The organism is Flavobacterium sp. RSSB_23, from assembly GCF_051547145.1.
GTDB lineage: Bacteria > Bacteroidota > Bacteroidia > Flavobacteriales > Flavobacteriaceae > Flavobacterium.
Map to the genome: position 1 here is coordinate 22,108 of NZ_JBPTTO010000013.1, position 20,728 is coordinate 42,835.

The 20,728-nt window shown below is 37.7% G+C and carries 19 protein-coding genes and 1 riboswitch; of the genes, 7 read left to right on the top strand and 12 right to left on the bottom strand.

From position 1 onward, the window contains the following. Nucleotides 1-18: 18 nt before the first annotated feature. From ACSVH9_RS14815 to ACSVH9_RS14830, 4 genes are all read right to left on the bottom strand, one after another. Complete coding sequence (locus ACSVH9_RS14815) at nt 19-555, bottom strand: DUF4252 domain-containing protein (RefSeq protein WP_438064383.1); 537 nt, start codon at nt 553-555, stop codon at nt 19-21. Nucleotides 556-799: 244 nt separating this feature from the next. Continuing rightward, nucleotides 800-1,327, bottom strand: a complete 528-nt coding sequence (locus tag ACSVH9_RS14820; RefSeq protein ID WP_159690782.1) for a DUF4252 domain-containing protein — start codon at nt 1,325-1,327, stop codon at nt 800-802. Nucleotides 1,328-1,386: 59 nt separating this feature from the next. After that, nucleotides 1,387-1,854 carry a hypothetical protein gene (locus ACSVH9_RS14825; protein WP_438064384.1) on the bottom strand — a complete coding sequence of 156 codons (468 nt, stop codon included), beginning with the start codon at nt 1,852-1,854 and terminating at the stop codon, nt 1,387-1,389. Continuing rightward, nucleotides 1,841-2,350, bottom strand: coding sequence for an RNA polymerase sigma factor (locus tag ACSVH9_RS14830; RefSeq protein WP_159682416.1), 510 nt, complete (start codon nt 2,348-2,350; stop codon nt 1,841-1,843). Before ACSVH9_RS14830 ends, ACSVH9_RS14825 begins: the two co-directional genes overlap by 14 nt. A 279-nt stretch (nt 2,351-2,629) precedes the next feature. On the opposite strand from ACSVH9_RS14830, the gene ACSVH9_RS14835 reads away from it, so the two are divergent. Beyond that, nucleotides 2,630-4,105: a S41 family peptidase gene (locus ACSVH9_RS14835; RefSeq protein WP_438064385.1), complete on the top strand. Its 1,476-nt coding sequence runs from the start codon at nt 2,630-2,632 to the stop codon at nt 4,103-4,105. A gap of 96 nt (nt 4,106-4,201) precedes the next feature. Next, nucleotides 4,202-4,828, top strand: coding sequence for an N-acetylmuramoyl-L-alanine amidase family protein (locus tag ACSVH9_RS14840; RefSeq protein ID WP_438064386.1), 627 nt, complete (start codon nt 4,202-4,204; stop codon nt 4,826-4,828). Nucleotides 4,829-4,901: 73 nt separating this feature from the next. Here ACSVH9_RS14840 and ACSVH9_RS14845 read toward each other — a convergent pair whose 3' ends face one another. The 6 genes from ACSVH9_RS14845 to ACSVH9_RS14870 all read right to left on the bottom strand — a co-directional run bounded on the left by ACSVH9_RS14845 (nt 4,902) and on the right by ACSVH9_RS14870 (nt 12,251). Continuing rightward, nucleotides 4,902-5,948: a YncE family protein gene (locus ACSVH9_RS14845; RefSeq protein WP_438064387.1), complete on the bottom strand. Its 1,047-nt coding sequence runs from the start codon at nt 5,946-5,948 to the stop codon at nt 4,902-4,904. 4 nt (nt 5,949-5,952) lie between these two features. After that, complete coding sequence (locus tag ACSVH9_RS14850; protein ID WP_438064388.1) at nt 5,953-7,806, bottom strand: TonB-dependent receptor plug domain-containing protein; 1,854 nt, start codon at nt 7,804-7,806, stop codon at nt 5,953-5,955. Nucleotides 7,807-7,838: 32 nt separating this feature from the next. Continuing rightward, a riboswitch (cobalamin riboswitch) is annotated at nt 7,839-8,100 on the bottom strand. 219 nt (nt 8,101-8,319) lie between these two features. Further along, nucleotides 8,320-8,862 (bottom strand): alpha-ribazole phosphatase, encoded by a 543-nt coding sequence (gene cobC / locus ACSVH9_RS14855; RefSeq protein ID WP_438064389.1) that lies wholly within the window; start codon nt 8,860-8,862, stop codon nt 8,320-8,322. Continuing rightward, nucleotides 8,847-9,647, bottom strand: coding sequence for an adenosylcobinamide-GDP ribazoletransferase (locus ACSVH9_RS14860; protein ID WP_438064390.1), 801 nt, complete (start codon nt 9,645-9,647; stop codon nt 8,847-8,849). Before ACSVH9_RS14860 ends, cobC begins: the two co-directional genes overlap by 16 nt. Nucleotides 9,648-9,945: 298 nt before the next feature. Continuing rightward, on the bottom strand, nt 9,946-11,625 hold the full coding sequence (gene cobT, locus ACSVH9_RS14865; RefSeq protein WP_438064391.1) for a nicotinate-nucleotide--dimethylbenzimidazole phosphoribosyltransferase: 1,680 nt from the start codon (nt 11,623-11,625) through the stop codon (nt 9,946-9,948). Between the two features lie 110 nt (nt 11,626-11,735). After that, nucleotides 11,736-12,251 (bottom strand): bifunctional adenosylcobinamide kinase/adenosylcobinamide-phosphate guanylyltransferase, encoded by a 516-nt coding sequence (locus tag ACSVH9_RS14870; protein ID WP_438064392.1) that lies wholly within the window; start codon nt 12,249-12,251, stop codon nt 11,736-11,738. A gap of 119 nt (nt 12,252-12,370) precedes the next feature. On the opposite strand from ACSVH9_RS14870, the gene ACSVH9_RS14875 reads away from it, so the two are divergent. The 3 genes from ACSVH9_RS14875 to ACSVH9_RS14885 are packed head-to-tail and all read left to right on the top strand — an operon-like array spanning nt 12,371 to nt 15,331. Beyond that, nucleotides 12,371-13,513 (top strand): ABC transporter substrate-binding protein, encoded by a 1,143-nt coding sequence (locus tag ACSVH9_RS14875; RefSeq protein WP_438064393.1) that lies wholly within the window; start codon nt 12,371-12,373, stop codon nt 13,511-13,513. Between the two features lies 1 nt (nt 13,514). Then, nucleotides 13,515-14,546, top strand: a complete 1,032-nt coding sequence (locus ACSVH9_RS14880; RefSeq protein ID WP_438064394.1) for a FecCD family ABC transporter permease — start codon at nt 13,515-13,517, stop codon at nt 14,544-14,546. Continuing rightward, nucleotides 14,546-15,331 (top strand): ABC transporter ATP-binding protein, encoded by a 786-nt coding sequence (locus ACSVH9_RS14885; protein ID WP_438064395.1) that lies wholly within the window; start codon nt 14,546-14,548, stop codon nt 15,329-15,331. Before ACSVH9_RS14880 ends, ACSVH9_RS14885 begins: the two co-directional genes overlap by 1 nt. Before the next feature lie 534 nt (nt 15,332-15,865). On the opposite strand, the gene ACSVH9_RS14890 is transcribed toward ACSVH9_RS14885, so the two are convergent. Further along, on the bottom strand, nt 15,866-16,330 hold the full coding sequence (locus ACSVH9_RS14890) for a tRNA (cytidine(34)-2'-O)-methyltransferase (RefSeq protein ID WP_438064396.1): 465 nt from the start codon (nt 16,328-16,330) through the stop codon (nt 15,866-15,868). Continuing rightward, nucleotides 16,308-16,949: a pseudouridine synthase gene (locus ACSVH9_RS14895; RefSeq protein ID WP_438064397.1), complete on the bottom strand. Its 642-nt coding sequence runs from the start codon at nt 16,947-16,949 to the stop codon at nt 16,308-16,310. The genes ACSVH9_RS14890 and ACSVH9_RS14895 overlap by 23 nt, the downstream gene beginning before the upstream one ends. Nucleotides 16,950-17,175: 226 nt before the next feature. Here ACSVH9_RS14895 and ACSVH9_RS14900 point away from each other — a divergent pair, with 226 nt between their 5' ends. Together ACSVH9_RS14900 and ACSVH9_RS14905 are read left to right on the top strand one after the other, a co-directional pair. Next, entirely contained in the window at nt 17,176-17,829 is a 654-nt protein-coding gene (locus ACSVH9_RS14900; protein ID WP_438064398.1) for a phage tail protein, read from the top strand. 67 nt (nt 17,830-17,896) lie between these two features. Further along, nucleotides 17,897-20,728: beta strand repeat-containing protein (locus tag ACSVH9_RS14905; RefSeq protein ID WP_438064399.1), on the top strand; the 2,832-nt coding region annotated here is incomplete at its 3' end.

Below are 20,728 nucleotides of genomic sequence, written 5' to 3' on the forward strand. Positions count from 1 at the left end.
ATGATATTAATCTCAATTTTATTTCTTCATTAATGCCTGTAACGGTTTCAACTGATCCAAATCAATTTTAGATTGCTGCATAATTGACATCATGTTCATGATATGCGTAGGATTCATGTCTTTACCTAAAACACGAACTACTGCAAAACCTGTTTCTTTTTGGTTGGCAAACAAAACAAACTCTTCGATATGCTCATCCGTTCCAACAAAACTCACGGAAGCACCTTCTTTACCAGAACCAAACTTCATAAGTTGTTGGTATTTCGGATTTTTCAATATCCCGTTCAATTTAGCGCGTTCTGTTTCGAATTCAGCCGTATTATTTGGGTTGCGCTTGAAGGCCAAAATATTCATTTTTTCAAACGATTGTAGGGCTTGCTGTTGCTCTAAAGAAAGCTTAGCTGGATCCACATTCAAAATAGAAGAGGAAATATCAAGTGCTATAAAATTTTTGTTTTCTGTATTTTCTACAAAATACTTTTGCAAACTCGGTTCAGAGTTACAACTGCTCAACCACAGGCATAGGAAAATAGCCAAACCAACAACTGCTTTCATTTTTTTTTCGATTTAAATATTAATTGCGTTCCATTAGGACAACCTCAACTCGTTTATTAGTTATCAAAATTATTCTGAATAGTCCCTACTCTGGATAATTTCAATTTCTTTTTATAGCTTAAGCTTCTAAAAACATACCTACAAGGTTTTGAAAACCTTGCAGGAATTTCAGTCCATTTTTATTAAAAGCTACTATTAGATAGCGTAAATTGATTACTGATCACTAACAGCTAAGTACTAATTACTACTTTTTTCCTTTTGTAGCTTTTTTTAAATCGTCTCCACCAGGAAAACGCATTTTATCTGTCAATACAGAGATTTCATTCAAATCAAAATCTCCTGTCAAAGACATCAATACACTATCTTCGCCTTTTCCTCCATCTATAAACATCAATAGCTCTCTAATTTGTGTGTCTTTGGCTCCTGATTTTACTAAAATTTTAATGCTACGTCCATTATCGTTTACACGCATTAGTTCTTCTAGATTAGCCGTTTTCATATAACGCTCAGCAGTGGCTTTCATTTCGGCTTCAACACGAGAGCTTTTGGTAGTAAATACCTTTAGGTTATCTAACTTTTTAATCAAACGATGGTATTGCTGCATTTCTTTGTCGGAAGCATCTACTTTGACTTTACTCATCATTTCGAACATTTTTTTATTGACGATAACCGAAGTAACATCGTCTTGACCATCGAATTTATCGAAGGCTCCCTGAGCAAATAGTGGTGACGCCATAAGTACAAAAAGTACAGATAAAAAAATTGTTCTCATTATTGATACGGATTGCTTATTGTTTCTGATTAAAACTGTTGTTTTCATGATTTTTTGATTTACTGATTAAAAATTTTTTCTTTTGAATTATCGTATTCCTGAATGACCTGTACACTTTCTATACCGGTGTTTACATGTCCCGACAACAAGGCAAGTGCTTTTTGAGTTTCGCGAAACGCCTCCTCGGGAGAATCATAGGTTCCCAATTCGTTCGTAGTGACACTTGTATTGGTTGCAGTGGTATTGTAAACATACATTCCTACTCCGAGCAAAACAGCAACCGATGCAGCTGCAGACCACCAAATTCTTTTAAGCCCTTTAGACTCATTTTCAGAAATTAATGCCCCTTTTTGGCTACTAGTTTCTTGCTTTGCTAAGGAAAAATAACCAAACATCGGTTTGTATTGCTCCAAATGCTGCGCAACATTCGATGAAGAAAAATAATTCGTCAACTCTTTATCCTCGGCAATACTGGTTTCTCCTTGAAAGTATTTTTCTAAAAGCTCTTCTATTTTATACAGTTCCATAACGGTGTGTTTTTAACATATGCTCTCTAATGGTTTTTCTAGCTCTAGAGAGTGCCACGCGAATGGCGGTTTCATTCATTTCTAATAATTTGGCGATTTCTTCAAACTCATATTGTTCTACTTCTCTAAGCTGAATAATCATTCTTTGTTGTTCTGGCAACTGATCAATTATTTTAGCCACCCAATTCAAACTATCATTGTCTTCTACTTTTTGTTGTAAGCTAGGTTCTCTATCCGTGTAATTGTTGTGTACAATTCTCAAATTACTGGAACGTTTCGCTTTTAACTGATCCAAACAATGATTCTTAGTCATGGTCATGGCCAAGGCTTCAACGCTGGCATAACCGGATAAACTTTCATTTTTATTCCACAACTTTACCAAAACATCTTGTGTAGCATCTTCAGCCTCCTCGGTACTCACGAGTAATCGTTTGGCCAATCGAAAGACCTTGTCTTTGAAAGGAGTAATCAATTGTACAAACTCATTTTGGTTCATTCTAATGGTTGTTTCTAGTGGTTCATATAAGCAAGACGAACGACAATTATTTTTGTTACAAACAATAAAAAAATAATTTTAAAGTTAGTATTTTTACTGCAACTAATCATTCACTTAGCCACTACGTAATTTGCGTTGTTATTAATTATGATAAATAAAAAATAACGCTACTAATAATAAAACACTCGATACAAGGATAGCATTCAAACGATTCAATTTCTTTACCATCGAAAAGCAAAGCAATTACCTGTAGCCTTAAAAAACAATAAATTTCAATCTATGAAAACAATTCTAAAATCTGTATTCTTTTTATTCTTAAGTCTCTTTATTTTTCAAAGTTGTGAGGACAATGACGATAAACCAGTCGCTAACTTAGAAATACAAAACTTTATTTGGAAAGCAATGAACCTATGCTATTATTGGCAAAGTGAGGTTCTAAATTTAGCCGACAATAAATTTAGCAGTCAAGCTGACTTAGATAGCTTTTTGAAAGCGAATGGAACTCCAGAAAATTTATTTGACAATTTATTAGCCCCAAAAAGTATTGATCGTTTTAGCTGGATAGTAGATGACTATGTTGCGCTAGAGCAATCCTTTCAAGGCACCACTAAAAGCGACGGGGTAGATTTTGGCTTAAGCTACAAACCCGGAAGTAGTACTGAAATTTTTGGTTATGTTCGTTACATCGTTCCTGGTTCTGATGCTTCCAAAAAAGCTATCAAAAGAGGAGATATGTTTACAGCTGTAAACGGAACCCAATTGACCGCTAACAACTACCAAGCTTTATTATTAAATGCAGAAAGCTACACCTTAAATCTAGCCGACTACAATGGAACAACCATTGTGAGTAACGGAAAAACTGTAGCCTTAACCAAAACTACTTTGAATGAAAATCCAATATTTATCAATAAAGTAATCGAAACAGAAGGAAAAAAAATAGGGTACTTGATGTATAACAGTTTTATTGCTGACTATGACAGCAAACTCAACGAAGCTTTTGGCAGTTTGAAAGCAGAAGGCGTTACTGATTTGATATTGGACTTACGTTACAATGGTGGAGGCTCTGTGCAAACTGCAACACGATTGGCAAGTATGATTACTGGACAATTTAATGGAAAAGTTTTTGCAAACTTAAAGTGGAATCAAAAACTAAGTTTAAACAATGAAGACTATCTATTCCCAAATAAAATTGGATCTACTGACATTAACAGTTTAAACCTAAATAGGGTATATGTTATAACCACAAAAAGTACTGCATCTGCAAGTGAACTTATTATAAACGGATTGAAACCCTATATTAATGTGGTTCAAATTGGGGATGTAACTTATGGTAAGAGTGTTGCCTCTATCACACTATACGACTCTGAATTTTATACTAAACAAAATGTAAACCCTAGACATCGATATGCTATGCAACTTATAGTTGCGCAAACCGTCAATTCATTGGGCTTTGGTGACTATAAAGATGGTTTAGTCCCAACTGTTGAAGAGAAAGAAACCATCACTACTTTTGGTGTATTGGGTGATTTTGTAACAACTATAAAGGATAATGAAGAAATATTAGTAAGCTATGAACCATTATTAAGAAAAGCAATAGAGAAAATAACTGGTAAAGTATTAAAAACTTCTGCAAAAGGAATCCCTACAACAAAAGCCAAAACATTCGAGTTTTTCAAAGATGCTAAATCTATTAGAGGCTTTGGAAACGAAATGTACCTTGAGACTATACCTGAGGGATTATTAAAATCTTTATAAGAATTATACTAAAATCAAAAACGCAACGTTACCCCTATAGCTTTGAAAAGCAATGCTTTTTAAAACTTTATTAGTAACTTTTTAAACATTTATAGTATGAAATTGTATTCTAAAATTGGTATCCTATTCTTAGCTTGTGCTTCTTTAGCATTTATTTCGCCTGCATTGAAACCTTCCAAAACCATACACGTGGTGATAGATGCTGGACACGGCGGACATGATTTTGGCGCAACAAACGAAGCAGCCATCGAGAAAGAAATCGTTTCCCAAATTGCTAATAAAATCAAAGTTCAGAATACCAATAAAGCTATTGTTTTACATTTTACTAGAAATGAGGATGAATTCGTGGAGTTGCCTTCTCGTGCAGCCCTTATCAATAGCATACAACCTGATTTATTCATTTCGTTGCATGTTAATGCTAACGCTACCGATCAAAAATCTGGTCTGGAATTTTTCATCAACGAACAAAATCCTGCAACGGCAGAACAATCTAAAGAAATTGCGACACAACTTAATGCAAAATTGACACAGCAAACCGCTTTAAAAGGTAATACTATGATTAAAAATGCCCCTTTTATGGTACTAAAAAAAGCAACCGTTCCAGGTGTTTTGATTGAATTAGGATATTTAACTAATGAAAATGACAAACGCACCCTGACCGATAAAGTAGAACAAACTAAGATTGCTAATGCCATTTTAGATTTTGTGTCAGAACTAAAATAAAAACAACAACTATTCCAAACAAAAAAAGGCGTTTTCATTTCGAAAACGCCTTTATAGTTTTAAGCTACTTCTTTTAGTTATTAAAATAGAATCCGTTAGGTCCCACTCCTACTGTTACTTCTTTTTGCAAAGCACCAGTTAAAGAATATACATAAGCCTTACTATTCGAAGCGAAGTCTCCTCCATCGGCAATGTAAATTTTATCATTCTCTACCGCAAAACCATACATCACTCCATATTGAGAAGTCGATGAGTAGTTAAAAATAGGTTTGTCTGAAGGTTGTGTTGCCGTGATATCCATACTATACACTCCAGTATCTTTAGTGAAATAGATTTTAGAACCATAAATATCCAAATTTCCTGCATCTGTCAAAGTCGTTGGAAACACCACTTCGGTAACCGATTTATCCGATAATTTCACTTTTACAATTTTGCTTGCACTTCCGTAAGGAGCCGCTAACACATACAAAATACCGTTTTTCACTTCCATTGTATTGGCGCTTGACCCAACGGTTATTGGTGTTTCTAAAGCCTTAGTTACTGTATTTACTACCAACACTTTATCACTATTATTAGGCTCTGTGATGTACAACTTGTCACCCTCTAAAACAATACGATTGGCTGTTGCATTCAAGTTAATTTTAGATTCCACTTTGTTAGTTGCTAAATCAATAACAGCTACGAAATCATCTGTATTACCTGATGTTCCTCCATATTCATTAGCATTGGTTACATATGCTTTTCCATTTCTAACTACTCCGTATCTTGGATTCACAAAACCTGTTTCAATTTTTGTAATAAGCTTAAAAGAATAACGATTCACCACATTAATCACGTTAGACCCTCCAGCAATCACATACGCCTTATCGCCATCAAAAAATATATTTTGCACATATACTCCAAAAAAATCATCAGGGTTTTCTGCTTTATATACATTTTGTTTAAAAGTAGTCAAATCCTCTCCTAAAAAGGATACCGAACCTCCAGAAGAATTTCCCTCATTTAGAATGAATACTCCATTATCATAATTCCCTTTGGAAACATTCTCATTGTCGTCGTTAGTACAAGACGCCAAAAAGGCGAAAGTAAAGGCTACTAATAAAACTCTAGTTAACTTCATTATATTAAAATTTAAAGATTAGATACAAATTAAAATTGCGTCCGGGCATCATTCTGTTTTCCAGACTTTCATATTTTTCATTCCAAAGATTAAGCACTTGAGCGCCTATCTTTATTGGATTACGCTTAAAAAATTCATAGTCCACCCCTAAGTTAGAAACCCAATACGAAGGAATGATAGCACTAGGGTCGTTATCAGATTGGGTATAAACAAAACCATTATACAGAAATTGATAATTGGTGCTCCATTTTTTATAACTGTATGCCAAAGCAGCGGTAGCTTTGTGATAAGGCACAAAAAACAATTGCTTTTGGGTTTCCTCATTTTTAGAAATAGTATACGCATACGTCCCATTGATTTGCCATATACTTTTTCCAAATTGTTTTTTCCAAGCCAATATCGTTTCTATTCCATAAGTGGCTACGCGGTCTGTATTTTGAGGAGACCAAATCCCATTATTTCCGGGAACCCAACGCAACAAATCTTTAATTTTATTGTAATAGACCGTTTGCGTTAAGCTGATATTTTTATACATAAAGACATTGGCCAGTTCGCCTTGGTACGCACTTTCGGGTTTTAAATTGGGGTTCCCGCCTTCTTCCCAATACAAATCATTGTAGGTAGGAATTCGGAAATTATGAGAAACGTTGACTTTCAATTGGTACCAAGGTGCGATACGCAAAGCACTTCCAGCCGAAAAAAGAACAGGCGATTTATAATTATTGGTAAACTCCTTACGAATCCCCAATTCATTTTGCCATTTTGAATCCATCTCATATTTGAACAACACTGATGCAGCACCAATCTGTCTTTCGTGGTATCCAAAACCAGAGCCTTCACCTCGGGTTGCATTGTATTCTAAAATTGTGTTTACCAAAAATGAGGGCGTCGCCTGAAAACTGACATCCGCTTTGGTAATCCAAGTCTTGGTATCCCCAAAACTGTATTGTTGTAGGGACTTATTCGGATAATACTGATATCCTTCCGTGAGGTAAGCCATCTTACCATTCATCGTCCATTGGTCAAAAACACCATTGTATTCCAACAAATTTCTACTAAAATCATTCTTGTATTTCGTTCTAGACTCCGAGGGCGAAAGCAAAGAAATATTCCTATCGGTATTCGAAGACTGACTGTATGCCTTCAGTAGTTGTTTGTCCGAAATTTTAAAACCAATTGCTGCATTAAACCCAATCACTTCATACTCCCCGTTTTCATTGAAACGCTGATTGCCTTTCCAATCAAAACGACCAGGATAATCGTAATCGTTATCAGAATAGTTTCTTGAAAAACCAATTTGAGCCGACCATTTTGTATTTGAAAATTGACTGTTATAATGCATACCCTGCGTATTGAAACTTCCATAATCCAATCGCAATTGGTTTGAAAAAGAACGCTCAAATCGCAAGTCATTGTTCAAATGCACCGTGCCACCAATAGCGCCACTGCCATAAATCACACTTCCTCCGCCTCCTTTGATAGCAATCGAATTATAATCCGTTCCTGAAATTGTATTAAAATCGGTACTCCCATTCATCTGAGAATTGATGTTGATTCCGTTCCAAATCACTGCAGTTTGGGACGCAGTTGTTCCCCTAAAAGCCACCGTCGAAAGCATACCACGACCGTATTCTTTAAAGTATAAAACCGAATTATAATTGAGTAAATTGGTCAACAACGCACTATTTTTAGACAAAATAGAATCATTCAAACTAAGAATCGTTTGAGAACTAGAAAATTTGCGCAGCTTCGCATCAGCAATGACGACCTCTTTCAAGCGAGTAATCGAATCATTCTGCGCAATAGTCAGTTGACTTGCCAGCAAGCAAAAACAAAGAAAAGATTTAAAATGTGCCATAATTTCCTGAACCTTTTTTCCCGAAAGTTCGTTATTGGTTAAGAAAAAAGGCAGGTCTCCTGGCTTGCGTCTTGTTGTTGACCTTCCCATTCCAAGGTAGAATTTAGAGGTTAGCGATTAGAAGTTATACTTCTGTTTCTAATTTCTAATTTCCCACTTTAAAAACAGTGGCTTTGTAGATAACAACAAGCTTGATAGCTTACAGTTGCGGGTACAGCTTAGGTTTTTAACCTAATTCCCTTTTAATGCGTTTTCTAAAAAAAGTAAAACGCAACCTTAATTCGGATGCAAATATAGCCTTAAAAAAATGGAATACTAAAACTAAAATTCAAAAAACAAGTAAAAAAAATCATAAATCACTGCAATACAATAACATAAAATACAATACTCACTATTTGGGCGTGCCCCTCCTGATACTTCGACAGGCTCAGTAGTCGGGTCGGGCTGTACGTTCCCGCTTCCCGATAGAAAAAATCGGGAGAGCTCCACTGCCATCCCTCACGCAAACCCTGCTTAACGAGTATACTCTACTTTCACCACCACTCCATAATCTAAGGGTGTAGCAAAAGCCTCCTGTAAAGGGATCTTATTTATTCTACACAAAACACTTCGAATCACTCCAGAATGCGTGACTAAAATCAGCGGTTTTTTATTGGGTTTCTCTAATTCCTCCTCCAAAAATTCCCAAACCCTTTGGTCCAAATCAATAAACGATTCGCCATTGGGCACAGCAACATTCACAAAATCATTCATCCAAGGGTCCAAAACACTTCTCGGAATGGCATTCCAAGCCTGCAATTCCCAATCCCCAAAATGCATTTCTTTCAGTCGAGGTTCTTGGGCAACTATAGGAATTCCTTTTATTTGCTGAATATGCTGCGCCAAAATCGAACAGCGTTGCAGCGGACTGGTATACAAAATACCTTGCTCTGGCAATTGCTCCAAAATCTCTTGAAATACCGCTTCATAAGGGGCTCGAATACCCACATCGCTTTGGCCATAACAAATGCCTTTTTCACAAACCGTTTCTGTGTGGCGCACTAAATAAATTTCCATATCGCTAGTAAACTTAAGTGAAAAATAACTTCACACACTTGTTGTGTTGCTCCCAAACAATCGCCAGTGTAACCGTCAATCCATTTCTGGAAATAACGCGCTAAAAAATAACGCGCCAAAAAAACAGGCAACACCACCAACCCAATAATTCCGTGATTCGTCATCAAAACCAGCAAAGGCAATAGCCCAAAAAATATCGCACCTACCACTTCTTTCCAAGAATAGTGTTGTGCAATGGGTTTGCTTTTACTCGTAGCATCCTCCCGAGAATATTCGTGAGTAAACACAATCGAAATCGCCGCCAATCGACTCAAAGAATGCCCGGTTATGAAAACCAAGAAAAGAGTGAAGAGTGAAGCGTAATTAGTGAATAGTGCTTCACTTTTAGCCAAAGTAACCAAACTCGTATACTTCAGCAAAAAAAGCAATACCAAACCAATGGCACCATAAGCGCCAATAGCGCTGTCTTTCATAATGGTCAAAATCTTAGTTTTGGTCCATCCGCCACCAAATCCGTCGCAGACATCGGCAAAACCATCTTCGTGAAAAGCGCCTGTAACCAACACACTCGCAATCATCGAAAGCACCATCCCAATCTCCGCATTCCACAACCAAGACGCCGCGGCATACACTCCAAAAGCGATTGCCCCCACAATCCAACCAATTAATGGAAAATAACGAGACGCTTTGTTCAAATATTCCGGATTATGGTCGATATTCTTAGGACACGGAATTCGGGTGTAGAACATCAATGCGGTAAAAAAGATGTGGAATTGTTTTTTCATTTATTTCTATTTAGTCTATTCTTTACAGATAACCTCAATTCAATTATGAATAGTTTGTGATACACTATTTTTTGAGCTCCTGCAAGGTCTTTTATTTGACCTTGTAGGTGTTTTTATTATTCCAATCATACCTACAAGGTTTTGAAAACCTTGCAGGAACTATAATTTGATTCACAATTTATTTCGAACTCCTGCAAGGTCTTTTTTTGACCTTGTAGGTGTTTGCATCAATTCGATAATACCTACAAGGTTTTGGAAACCTTGCAGGAATAGTAACAAATCATTTTGTTCTAATCATTTACTCCTTTTTGTTATTCACCCCAGCCGATTCAAAACTAGCCATCTCATTCAAAAAAGCTACTGCTGATTGCACCAAAGGGAAAGCCAAAGCACAACCCGTTCCTTCCCCCAAGCGCAATTGAAGGTGCAACAATGCTTTTGCTCCTAGATATTCCAAGAGTTGTTGGTGTCCTTTTTCAGCCGAGGCGTGACAAAAAACAGCATTACTCATAATCGCTGGGTTCTTCTTAAAAGCAATCAAAAAGGCTACTGTCGCAATGAATCCGTCGACTAAAATCAACATCTTTTTTTTATGTGCTTCGAGCATTCCTCCAACTATTTGCAGGATTTCGAAACCTCCAAAATAGGCCAAAACCGAGTCTAAATCGGTAGCGCCTTTATAATTGGTAATTGCAGTTGCTAAAATTTGATGTTTGTTTTGTAGCTTTTCAGCTGTAACTCCCGTTCCTTTTCCAATGCAATCCGCTAGGGGAATTTGGGTCAAAAAATGCATTACTACCGAAGCGGTCGCTGTATTCCCAATCCCCATTTCTCCAAACCCGATGCAATTTGTGCCCGATTGCGCAATTTGAGTCACAACAGCAGCGCCTTTCGAAAAACAAGTCGCTACTTCTAAAGGGCTCATCGCAGCGGTGTGTAAAAACGACTGCGTGCCTTTGCCAATTTTATTGTGAATCAAATTGGTGTTCGTTGGAAAATCATAATTCACTCCCGCGTCTACAATCGACAATTCGATTTGGTTTTGTTTACAAAACACATTAATTGCTGCTCCACCCTCCAGAAAATTAGTCACCATTTGCCGGGTTACTTCTTGTGGATAGGCACTTACGCCGTGATTGGCAATACCGTGGTCGGCAGCAAAAACCACCAAATGCGGTTGTTTAATTTGAGGCGAAGTGGTTTGAAACACCATCCCTATTTGGTGAGCGAGTGCTTCTAAATCACCCAAAGCTCCCGTGGGTTTCGTTTTGTTATCGATTTTGTGTTGCAATTGGCTCGATAAAAGCACGTTGGGTTCTGTTACCATTTCGTCAAAGGAGGAAATTGTAGTTTCTTTTGATTGTACCGAATCAATCGAAGTAATAGAGGGAAATGGCTCTTTTTTCTTCCATCCTAATTGTTGTAACATCGGCTGATGCTCATAATTAGAGGCGGGTTTGCCAACGCAAAAATAGCCTAATGGCTCTATGTTTTCGGGTAATCCTAAAATGGATTTGAATTCGTGATAGTTTAGAATCGACACCCATCCCATAGAATAGCCTTGTTCGGTTAAGGATAACCAAATGTTTTGTGCCGCACAAACCGCGCTAAACTTAATCGCTTCGTTGCTCCCCACGGTTCCGATGGTAAAGCTATTAAGCACCGAACGGTCGTAAGCAATGACCAATCCCACAGGAGCTTCTTCGATGGCTTCAAGTTTTAGGGCTTGGTATTGTTGCTTTTGTTGCTCATTATCGGTGGCATTGGCTGCTTTTTTATCATAAGTTTCAAACAAAAGTTTGATGGCTTTTTTGACTTCGGAGGAACGTATAATATAATATCGTGTGGCATCGGTAAGTCCAACAGAAGGTGCGTAATGTCCAGCTTGTAACGCTTTTTGCAAGACGTCTTCTGGCACTTCATCGGTGGTGAAGTGGCGGGTATCGCGACGGGATTGTATGATTTCTTGTAGTGTCATAGTCTTTTTTTGCGTTAGGGATGGTAGTGGCATCCTTTACTGCCGGGGTTCGGCAGTAAAGATATAACGGACAGCCCGGCCCTTGTGGAAACGCCCAAAGCTGTATTATTTTAAACTTCGCCTTTGATTACCATTGGGATTCCCGCTACCATAAAAACTACGGTATCGGCTTTTTGGGCGATGTATTGATTGGTCCAACCTTGCAACTCGGTGAATTTTCGACCGATGTGTGTATCTGCGTGCAAACCCATCCCGATTTCGTTCGAAACGATGATGATGGTGGTGTTGGGTTGCTGTGCGAGGGCATCGATTTCTTTCTTGGCTTGTGCCAAACACAAATCGATGTCGTTGTTGTTATCTACAAAAAAATTGGTCAACCACAAGGTCACACAATCGATGACGGCCACACGGTTTTGGAAATTTATCTCGCTCAGAAACTTTTCTTTTTCTATGTTTTCCCAACGTTCGTCACGGTCTTTTTGGTGTCTGTCGATGCGGCTTTTAAAATCGGCATCCCACTGACGCGCTGTAGCAACATACATTGGGTTATCCGACTTTTCTTTGGCTATTTTTTCAGCAAAACCGCTCTTTCCAGAACGTTCTCCTCCAGTAATCAAGTACATCATTTGGGCTAATTTATGGCTTCATTAAAGAGCAAAGATAGTCTTTGTTGAATTTTTTAGTGTTAAAAATAAACAAGAAATTTTAGTTTTTGCGTTACATTTGCTCCTATCAAAATTTGATTATGAAGACTAAAATTGTTCTTATTGCCTTGATTAGCTTGTTGCTCTCGTTGAGTGCTTGCGAGAAAAAAGGTAACACTACCCCTCTTTCGGAAACCACTGCCATCAATAGTATTCGTTATGCTTCTGGACTTTCGATACAGAAAAACCAAGGATTTTCAGTGGTAACGGTTCGCAATGCTTGGCCTGACGCGAAGCAGAACTTCACCTATATTTTGAAAGAAAAAAACGGTATCGTTCCGGATAGTTTACAAAAATACCCAACCATTGCTGTGCCTTTGCAAAGCATAGTGGTGACCTCGACCACCAATATTCCGTTTTTGGAAATGTTGGGTGTGGAGCAAAAATTACTTGGTTTTCCGCATACCGATTATATTTCGTCACCAAAAACGCGACAATTAATCGATGCTGGAAAGGTTAAAAATATTGGTCAGAATGAGAAATTAGACACCGAACAATTGATTGATTTGAGTCCTAATTTGATTGTAGCTTTTGGCATTGATAATTCGAATTCCAAGATTGATAATTTACAAAAAAGCGGTTTAAAAGTGCTCATTCAAGCCGATTGGATGGAACAAACGCCACTAGGCAAAGCCGAATGGATTAAATTGTACGGCGCTTTGTTTGGCAAAGAAAAAGAAGCCGAAGTTTTATTTAATGACATCGTAAAAAGTTACAACGAAACCCTAAGCTTAGTCGCTCAAAAAAAAGCAAATCCTACGGTATTGTATGGCTCAATGTACCAAGAACAATGGTTTGTGGCCAAAGGCGACAGCTGGGTGGCACAGTTTTTAAAAGATGCTAAATCTAATTATTTATGGAGCACTACCAAAGGAACAGGAAGCTTATCGTTGCCTTTTGAGAAGATTTTGGAAAAAGCGCAAAAGGCTGATTATTGGGTTGCTACGGGCTCCTTCAAAAACTTAGCAGAATTGCAAAATAGCAATCCGCATTACCAACAATTTGACGCTGTGAAAAACAAAAACGTCTATACTTTTGAAAACAAACACGGAGCCACTGGCGGTACTGTTTATTATGAATTGGCAGCAAGTCGGCCCGATTTGGTATTGAAAGATTATATCAAAATTTTCCATCCCGAATTACTTCCGAATTATACGTTTACCTTTGCTGAAAAATTACAATAAATTGAGGTCTTCCTATAAACATAGTATTCTTTTCATCATCTTAAGTATAGGATTGTTTGCGCTGTTTGTGGGCAACATTTGTTATGGCTCTATTGCTATTCCTGCAAAGGAAGTTTTGAAAAGTTTATTAGGGCAAACCGCTTCCAAAGACACTTGGGAATACATTATCTTGAATTATCGATTACCCAAAGCGATTACAGCTGTATTGGTTGGTATGGGCTTATCGATGAGCGGACTGTTGATGCAAACGTTGTTTAGAAATCCAATGGCTGGTCCTTATGTATTGGGATTGAGCTCTGGTGCGAGTTTGGGTGTGGCTTTTGTGATTTTGGGTGCTGGTTTTATGCCTTCCTTTTTAATTCCTTTGTTACTTTCGAATTACGGTATTGTTTTGGCTTCGACTATTGGAAGTAGTAGCGTTTTATTGCTCGTACTAATTGTATCCCAACGCTTACGTGATACTATGGCGATACTCATAATTGGTCTAATGTTTGGCAGCTTAACCTCGGCCATTGTTGGGACACTCACCTATTTTAGTTCGGCAGAGCAATTGCAAAAATTCACCTTTTGGTCCTTGGGAAATTTAGGGAATTTATCTTGGGAATCGGTGTGGATTTTGAGTCTTTGCGTGGGAATTGGGCTGGTTCTGAGTGCCTTTAGCATCAAACCTCTTAATGCTTTGCTTTTGGGTGAAAACTACGCCAAGAGTATGGGACTGAACTACAACAGAGCGCGATTAATTATCATTTTTGCAACTAGTATACTAGCCGGAAGCATTACCGCTTTTGCAGGTCCGATTGCTTTTGTTGGATTAGCCGTTCCGCATATCGCCAAATTGACTTTCCAAACTAGTAATCATCGTGTGTTGTTTTGGAGCACACTTCTTTTTGGAGCTGGCATTATGTTGGTTTGCGATATATTTACCCATGTACCCGGTACTGAAGTGAGTCTACCTATCAATGCGGTGACTTCTATCTTAGGGGCTCCTGTGGTGATTTGGTTATTGGTTAGAAAACAAAAAATGATGGGCTAATGGAACACACTATCATCCTTCAAACCGAGTCGATAAGCATTGGTTATCAGAACAAAAAAGCAAGCACTCTTGTTGCTAAAGATGTTTCCATTGCGCTTAAAAAAGGAAAACTAACGGCTTTGATTGGTGCGAATGGGATTGGAAAATCGACACTTTTAAAAACCATTACTGGAATTCAAAAGCCTCTTGCGGGTGATGTTTTGTTGCATGGTAAAAATATAGCAACCTACAGTGCATCAGCTTTGTCACAAGAAATGAGTTTGGTATTGACCGAGAAATTACCTCCCAGTAATTTAACCGTATATGAATTAGTAGCGTTAGGACGTCAGCCTTATACAAATTGGATTGGCACCTTGACCGAGGAAGATAAAACTCAGGTTGAAAAAGCCTTGACGCTTACTCAAATCAGTCATTTGGCCGATAAAAAACATTATCAAATTAGTGATGGGCAATTGCAAAAAGTACTCATTGCACGCGCCTTAGCTCAGGATACGCCTTTGATTATTTTGGATGAGCCTACTACGCACTTGGATTTGTTACACAAAGTTTCGTTATTGAAATTACTCAAAAAACTTACCCACGAAACGGGAAAATGTATTCTTTTCTCTACTCACGATATCGATATGGCGATTCAATTGAGTGACGAAATGATTATTATGACGCCAGAAACCGTTGTGCAAGATGAACCTTGTAATTTGATTACAAAAGGAAATTTCAATACGCTTTTTAAAGATGAGCATATTGTTTTTGATAATGAAAAAGGAAAGTTTGTGATTACGGGTTAAGCCCCCTAACCCAAAAAAGGATAATTAAAATCTGTGTCTAAAATTTAACCGCTAAGAACGCAAAGATTTACGCAAGGGGCGCAAAAAAAAATACAAACATAGATATCAGAACAGTTTTATGAATTGACTGTTTATTTTTAACCATATAAGGCAAATAAGGACATATAAGTCTGGTTTTAAAACCTGTAGCTAAAAAATTCAAACACAAAGATTCACAAAGAAGACACAAAGCACACTAACAATTAAATTTGCTATAAATCCGTTTTATCCGTGTAATCCGTGGTAAAAAATTAACCGATAAGTTCGCAAAGGGATTACGCAAGGGGCGCAAAAAAAAAATACAAACATATAAGTCAGAACAGTTTTTTGAATTAACTGTCTATTTTGAACCATATAAGGCAAATAAAGACATAGAAGGTTAGTTTTGAATCCTTGGTGCAAAAAGTTTAAACGTAAAGTTCAGTAAGGTTTACTCAAGGAGCACAAATAGTAACAGCTCATAAAAACTGAACACTAACAACTGTAAACTGCCAACTATTTTTTGCCCAATGAAAGTTGTCTTCTAGCTTCACCAACAACAAAGGCAACAGAATTGGCAATATTAAAACTGCGAATCAGAGGCGACATAGGGATTTTTAATTGATTTTCTTTGGCGAACAAATCCAATACTTCTTGACTCAAACCCACACTTTCTTTACCAAAAACCAACCAATCTTCGTCTTGAAATTCGATATTCAAATAGGAATGCTCCGCGTGCGAACTCATTAAAAAAACTCTTGAAGTATCAGGTACTACTTTCATCCATTCGGCTACATTTTGGTATTCGGTCACATCCAGATGCACCCAATAATCCAGTCCAGAACGTTTGAGGTTTTTGTCATTAATCACAAAACCAAACGGGTGAATTAAATGCAGACGGCTTTCTGTGCCAACACATAAGCGGCCAATGTTACCAGTATTATTAGGGATTTCGGGTTCAACGAGTACAATGTTTAACATATTTGGGTTTTGGGTTTTGGGTTTTGGGTTTTGGGTTTTGGGATTCAGGAATAGCAATTTCAAAATTCTTTACTTCACGTACTTCTCCGGCTTGTAAATTATTCAAATGTACATTTCCAATTCGAACGCGAACCAATCGCAAGGTGGGAAAACCAACAGCGGCAGTCATTTTGCGTACTTGACGAAATTTGCCTTCATTTACTATAATCGAAGCCCATGAAGTGGGACCGTGGCGTTCATCTCTAATTTTCTTGCCGCGTGGACCAAAATTAGGGACTTCATTCAAGATAAAAGCTTCGCAAGGCTTGGTTACGTATTTGGTTCCGTTGAAACCAATTTCAACTCCTTTTTTTATTTGCTCGATGGCTTCGGGAGTGATTACACCATCAACTTGCACGAAGTATTCCTTTTCAACTTTCTTGCTTCTAATTTGCTCACTAACTTTCCCATCGGTGGTCAAGAGTAATAACCCTTCTGAGTCTTCATCTAAACGGCCTATCGCCATTGTTCCTTCAGGGAAATCATAGAGTTCCCCCAACAAACGTTTTTTTCGTTTAAGTTCATAGATAAACTGACTGAGGTAGCCGTAGGGTTTGTGAAGAAGGAAATGGTGATGCATACTTTAGTATTGAACAACAAAGATACTTGGTTATCTTATTTTAAAAAAACTAGCCAATAAAAAGTCCTTTTTCATGCTTCTTTATTCCCGCCTTATACCATTAAAAATCAATATCATAACAAAAACTATTTTTTTTAACATATTTTAACTACCTTTATATCAGACAATTAAAAAATACCTCAATTTCTACATTTTTAAATAATTATAAACCTAAAATTATACTATTATGGACGAAGAATTAATGGGAACTATCAAACTTTTTGCAGGTAATTTTGCTCCAAGAGGCTACTATACTTGCGAGGGACAAACATTGTCAATTAGTCAAAATACCGCATTATTTAGCCTTTTGGGAACCACCTATGGTGGAGATGGCGTAAGTACTTTTAAATTGCCTGATTTACGCGGTGCTTTCCCTACCCAATGCACTAACATTGGCGGTGCACATCCTGGAGGTAGTTATTCCCTTGGACAAACAGGTGGCACACAGTCATTTACAATTACATCAGCAAACATGCCTCCTCATACCCATAGTATTGTAAAAGGTCAAGGATCCAATTTAACAGGTACTCTTTCTGTAAATACTGTATTACAAGCTAGTACAAGTCCTGGAGCTGATCCATCACCTTCAGCTACTAATAACGTATTAGGTAAAGCTGTTGATACCAATGGCGCTAGTGACCCTAATTTGTACACTAATGCCGCACCTAGTCAAAATTTAGCAGGAATTAGTTCAACAGTGAATAATAATTTGAATTTTGATCCCAGTGGTTTACAACTCACCCCTTGGGGGTCTGGTCCATTACCAGTACCTACCGTTCCGCCTTTTGTTGCTATGCAATATATCATTTGTTATGAAGGAATTTACCCTTCTAGACCATAACAAAAAATTAAAATGGACTACTTACCATAGTCCATTTTTTTTTCATATAATTTAAAACCATATAATTATGAGAAAAAAAATACTATTACTTGGCTTTTTGCTGAGTTTTTTTGCTTCATTACAGTCCCAAACTACTTTATCTGCTGGTGATATTGCTATTATAGGAGTAAACTATGATACTTCTCCTAACTATGAACTTACCATAGTGACCCTTGTTCCTATTGCAGCAAATACCCAAATTTACATTAGTGATTATTGGTACAATGAAAGCACACCAAATAAATTGACCAATGTTCAAGCTTCTACAGGTAATGCTTTGACATCAGAAGGAGCAATTTTATGGACAACCAACGTTGCTATTCCTGCAGGAACTGTATATAAGATTAGTATTGCACAAGGAGGAAATACGGTCAGTGGCTTACCCGGCACCGTTTCTGTTACTGGCTGGTCAACACCTACCGGTACTCCTTCAAGTCAAGGAGGTGACAACTGGTTTATCTATCAGGGCAGTAGTGTAACCGATGTAAGTACTTTTATTTTTCTTTGGGGAAATGGTTCTCCTAGAACTATAAACACTTTTACAGTAACTCCGGGTGAATTTGTTCCAAGTGGAAGCGGTAATCTAAGCAGTAATGGTGTCACTTATCTACCACCAAGTTTAACCTTAGGAACCAATGCCATAGCATTAACAGTTGACCCAGCAATCAATAGCGGGGTTGGTTTTCACGCAGACAACAATGTTTATATAGGAACAGAATCTGATACAAAAGCAAGCATACTTGCTGCAATTTGTAACAAGAATAACTGGACTAGAAGCGAAACTACAACTTACGATATAAGCCCAAGCGGTACAAACTTTTCTGGTACTAATCCAATTTTCACTATAACTGGTCTCAATACTGCACCAACGGATATTGCGCTGTCTACTAATGCTATCAATGAAAATGTAGCGGCCAATTCAACTGTTGGAACTTTGTCTTCTACAGATGCTAATTCCGGAAATACCTTTACTTACACTTTAGTGGCTGGAACTGGAGATACCGATAATGCCGCGTTTAGCATTTCAGGTTCTGATTTGAAAATTACTGCTAGCCCTGATTTTGAAACCAAATCTTCGTATGCTGTTCGAATTAGAACCACTGACCAAGGAGGATTGACTTTCGAAAAAGCTTTTACTATTACCATCAATGATATCAATGAAGCACCAACGGATATTTCGCTGTCTGCTGCTGCTATCAATGAAAATGTAGCGGCTAATTCAACTGTAGGTAGCTTGTCTTCTACCGATGCTGATTCAGGAAATACTTTTACATACTCTTTAGTGGCAGGTACTGGAAGTACTGATAATGCTTCATTTAATATCAGCGGTTCGAATTTAAGAATTACTACTAGCCCTGATTTTGAAACGAAATCATCTTACTCCATTCGTATTCGTACAACGGACCAAGGAGGCTTGTTTTTCGAAAAAGCCTTTACCATTACCATCAATAATGTGAATGAAGCACCAACAGATATTGCGCTTACCACATCAGCAATCAATGAAAATGTTGCGGCTAACTCAACTGTAGGTAGCTTCTCTTCAACTGATGTAGATTCAGGAAATACTTTTACTTATACTTTAGTGGCTGGAGCAGGAAGTACTGACAATGCTTCATTCAATATTAGCGGTTCAAATTTAAGAATTACTGCTAGCCCTGATTTTGAAACAAAATCTTCGTATGCTGTTCGAATAAGAACTACCGACCAAGGAGGCTTGTTTTTCGAAAAAACCTTCACTATCACTATTAATGATGTGAATGAAACGCCAACAGATATTGCGCTGTCTGCTGCTGCTATCGATGAAAATGTAGCGGCCAATTCAACTGTTGGAACTTTGTCTTCAACCGATGCTGATTCCGGAAATACCTTTACTTATACTTTAGTGGCTGGAACCGGAAGCACGGATAATGCTTCATTTAATATTAGCGGTTCGAATTTAAGAATTACTGCTAGTCCTGATTTTGAAACCAAATCATCTTATTCCATTCGTATTCGTACAACGGACCAAGGAAGTTTAACTTTCGAAAAAGCATTCACTATCACTATTAATGATTTGAGTGATATAAATCAAGCGCCAACGGATATAACGTTGTCTGCTGCTGCAATTGATGAAAATGTAGCGGCCAATTCCACTGTCGGAGCACTTTCTACAACCGATGTAGATACTAGTTCGTTTACGTATGCTCTTGTCGCTGGAACTGGAGACACTGATAATGCTGCCTTTAGCATTTCAGGTAGTGATTTGAAAATTACTGCTAGTCCTGATTTTGAAACTAAATCTTCTTACTCGGTTCGTGTAAGCACTTTCGATGGTACTTCTACTTTCGAAAAAGCCTTTACTATTTCTATTAATGATGTAAATGAAGCGCCAACAGATATTGCGCTGTCTGCTGCTGCTATCGATGAAAATGTAGCGGCCAATTCAACTGTTGGAACTTTGTCTTCAACTGATGCTGATTCCGGAAATACTTTTACTTACTCTTTAGTGGCAGGTACTGGAAGTACTGACAATGCCTCATTTAATATCAGCGGTTCAAATTTAAGAATTACTACTAGCCCTGATTTTGAAACGAAATCATCTTACTCCATTCGTATTCGTACAACTGACCAAGGAAGTTTAACCTTCGAAAAAGCATTCACTATCACTATTAATGATTTAAACGAAGCACCAACGGATATTACGCTGTCTGCTGCTGCCATTGATGAGAATGTAGCAGCTAACTCGACTGTCGGAACTTTGTCTTCAACCGATTTAGATACTAGTTCGTTTACGTATTCTTTAGTAAGTGGAACTGGTGATACCGATAATACTTCGTTTAGTATTTCAGGTAGTGATTTGAAAATTACTGCTAGTCCTGAT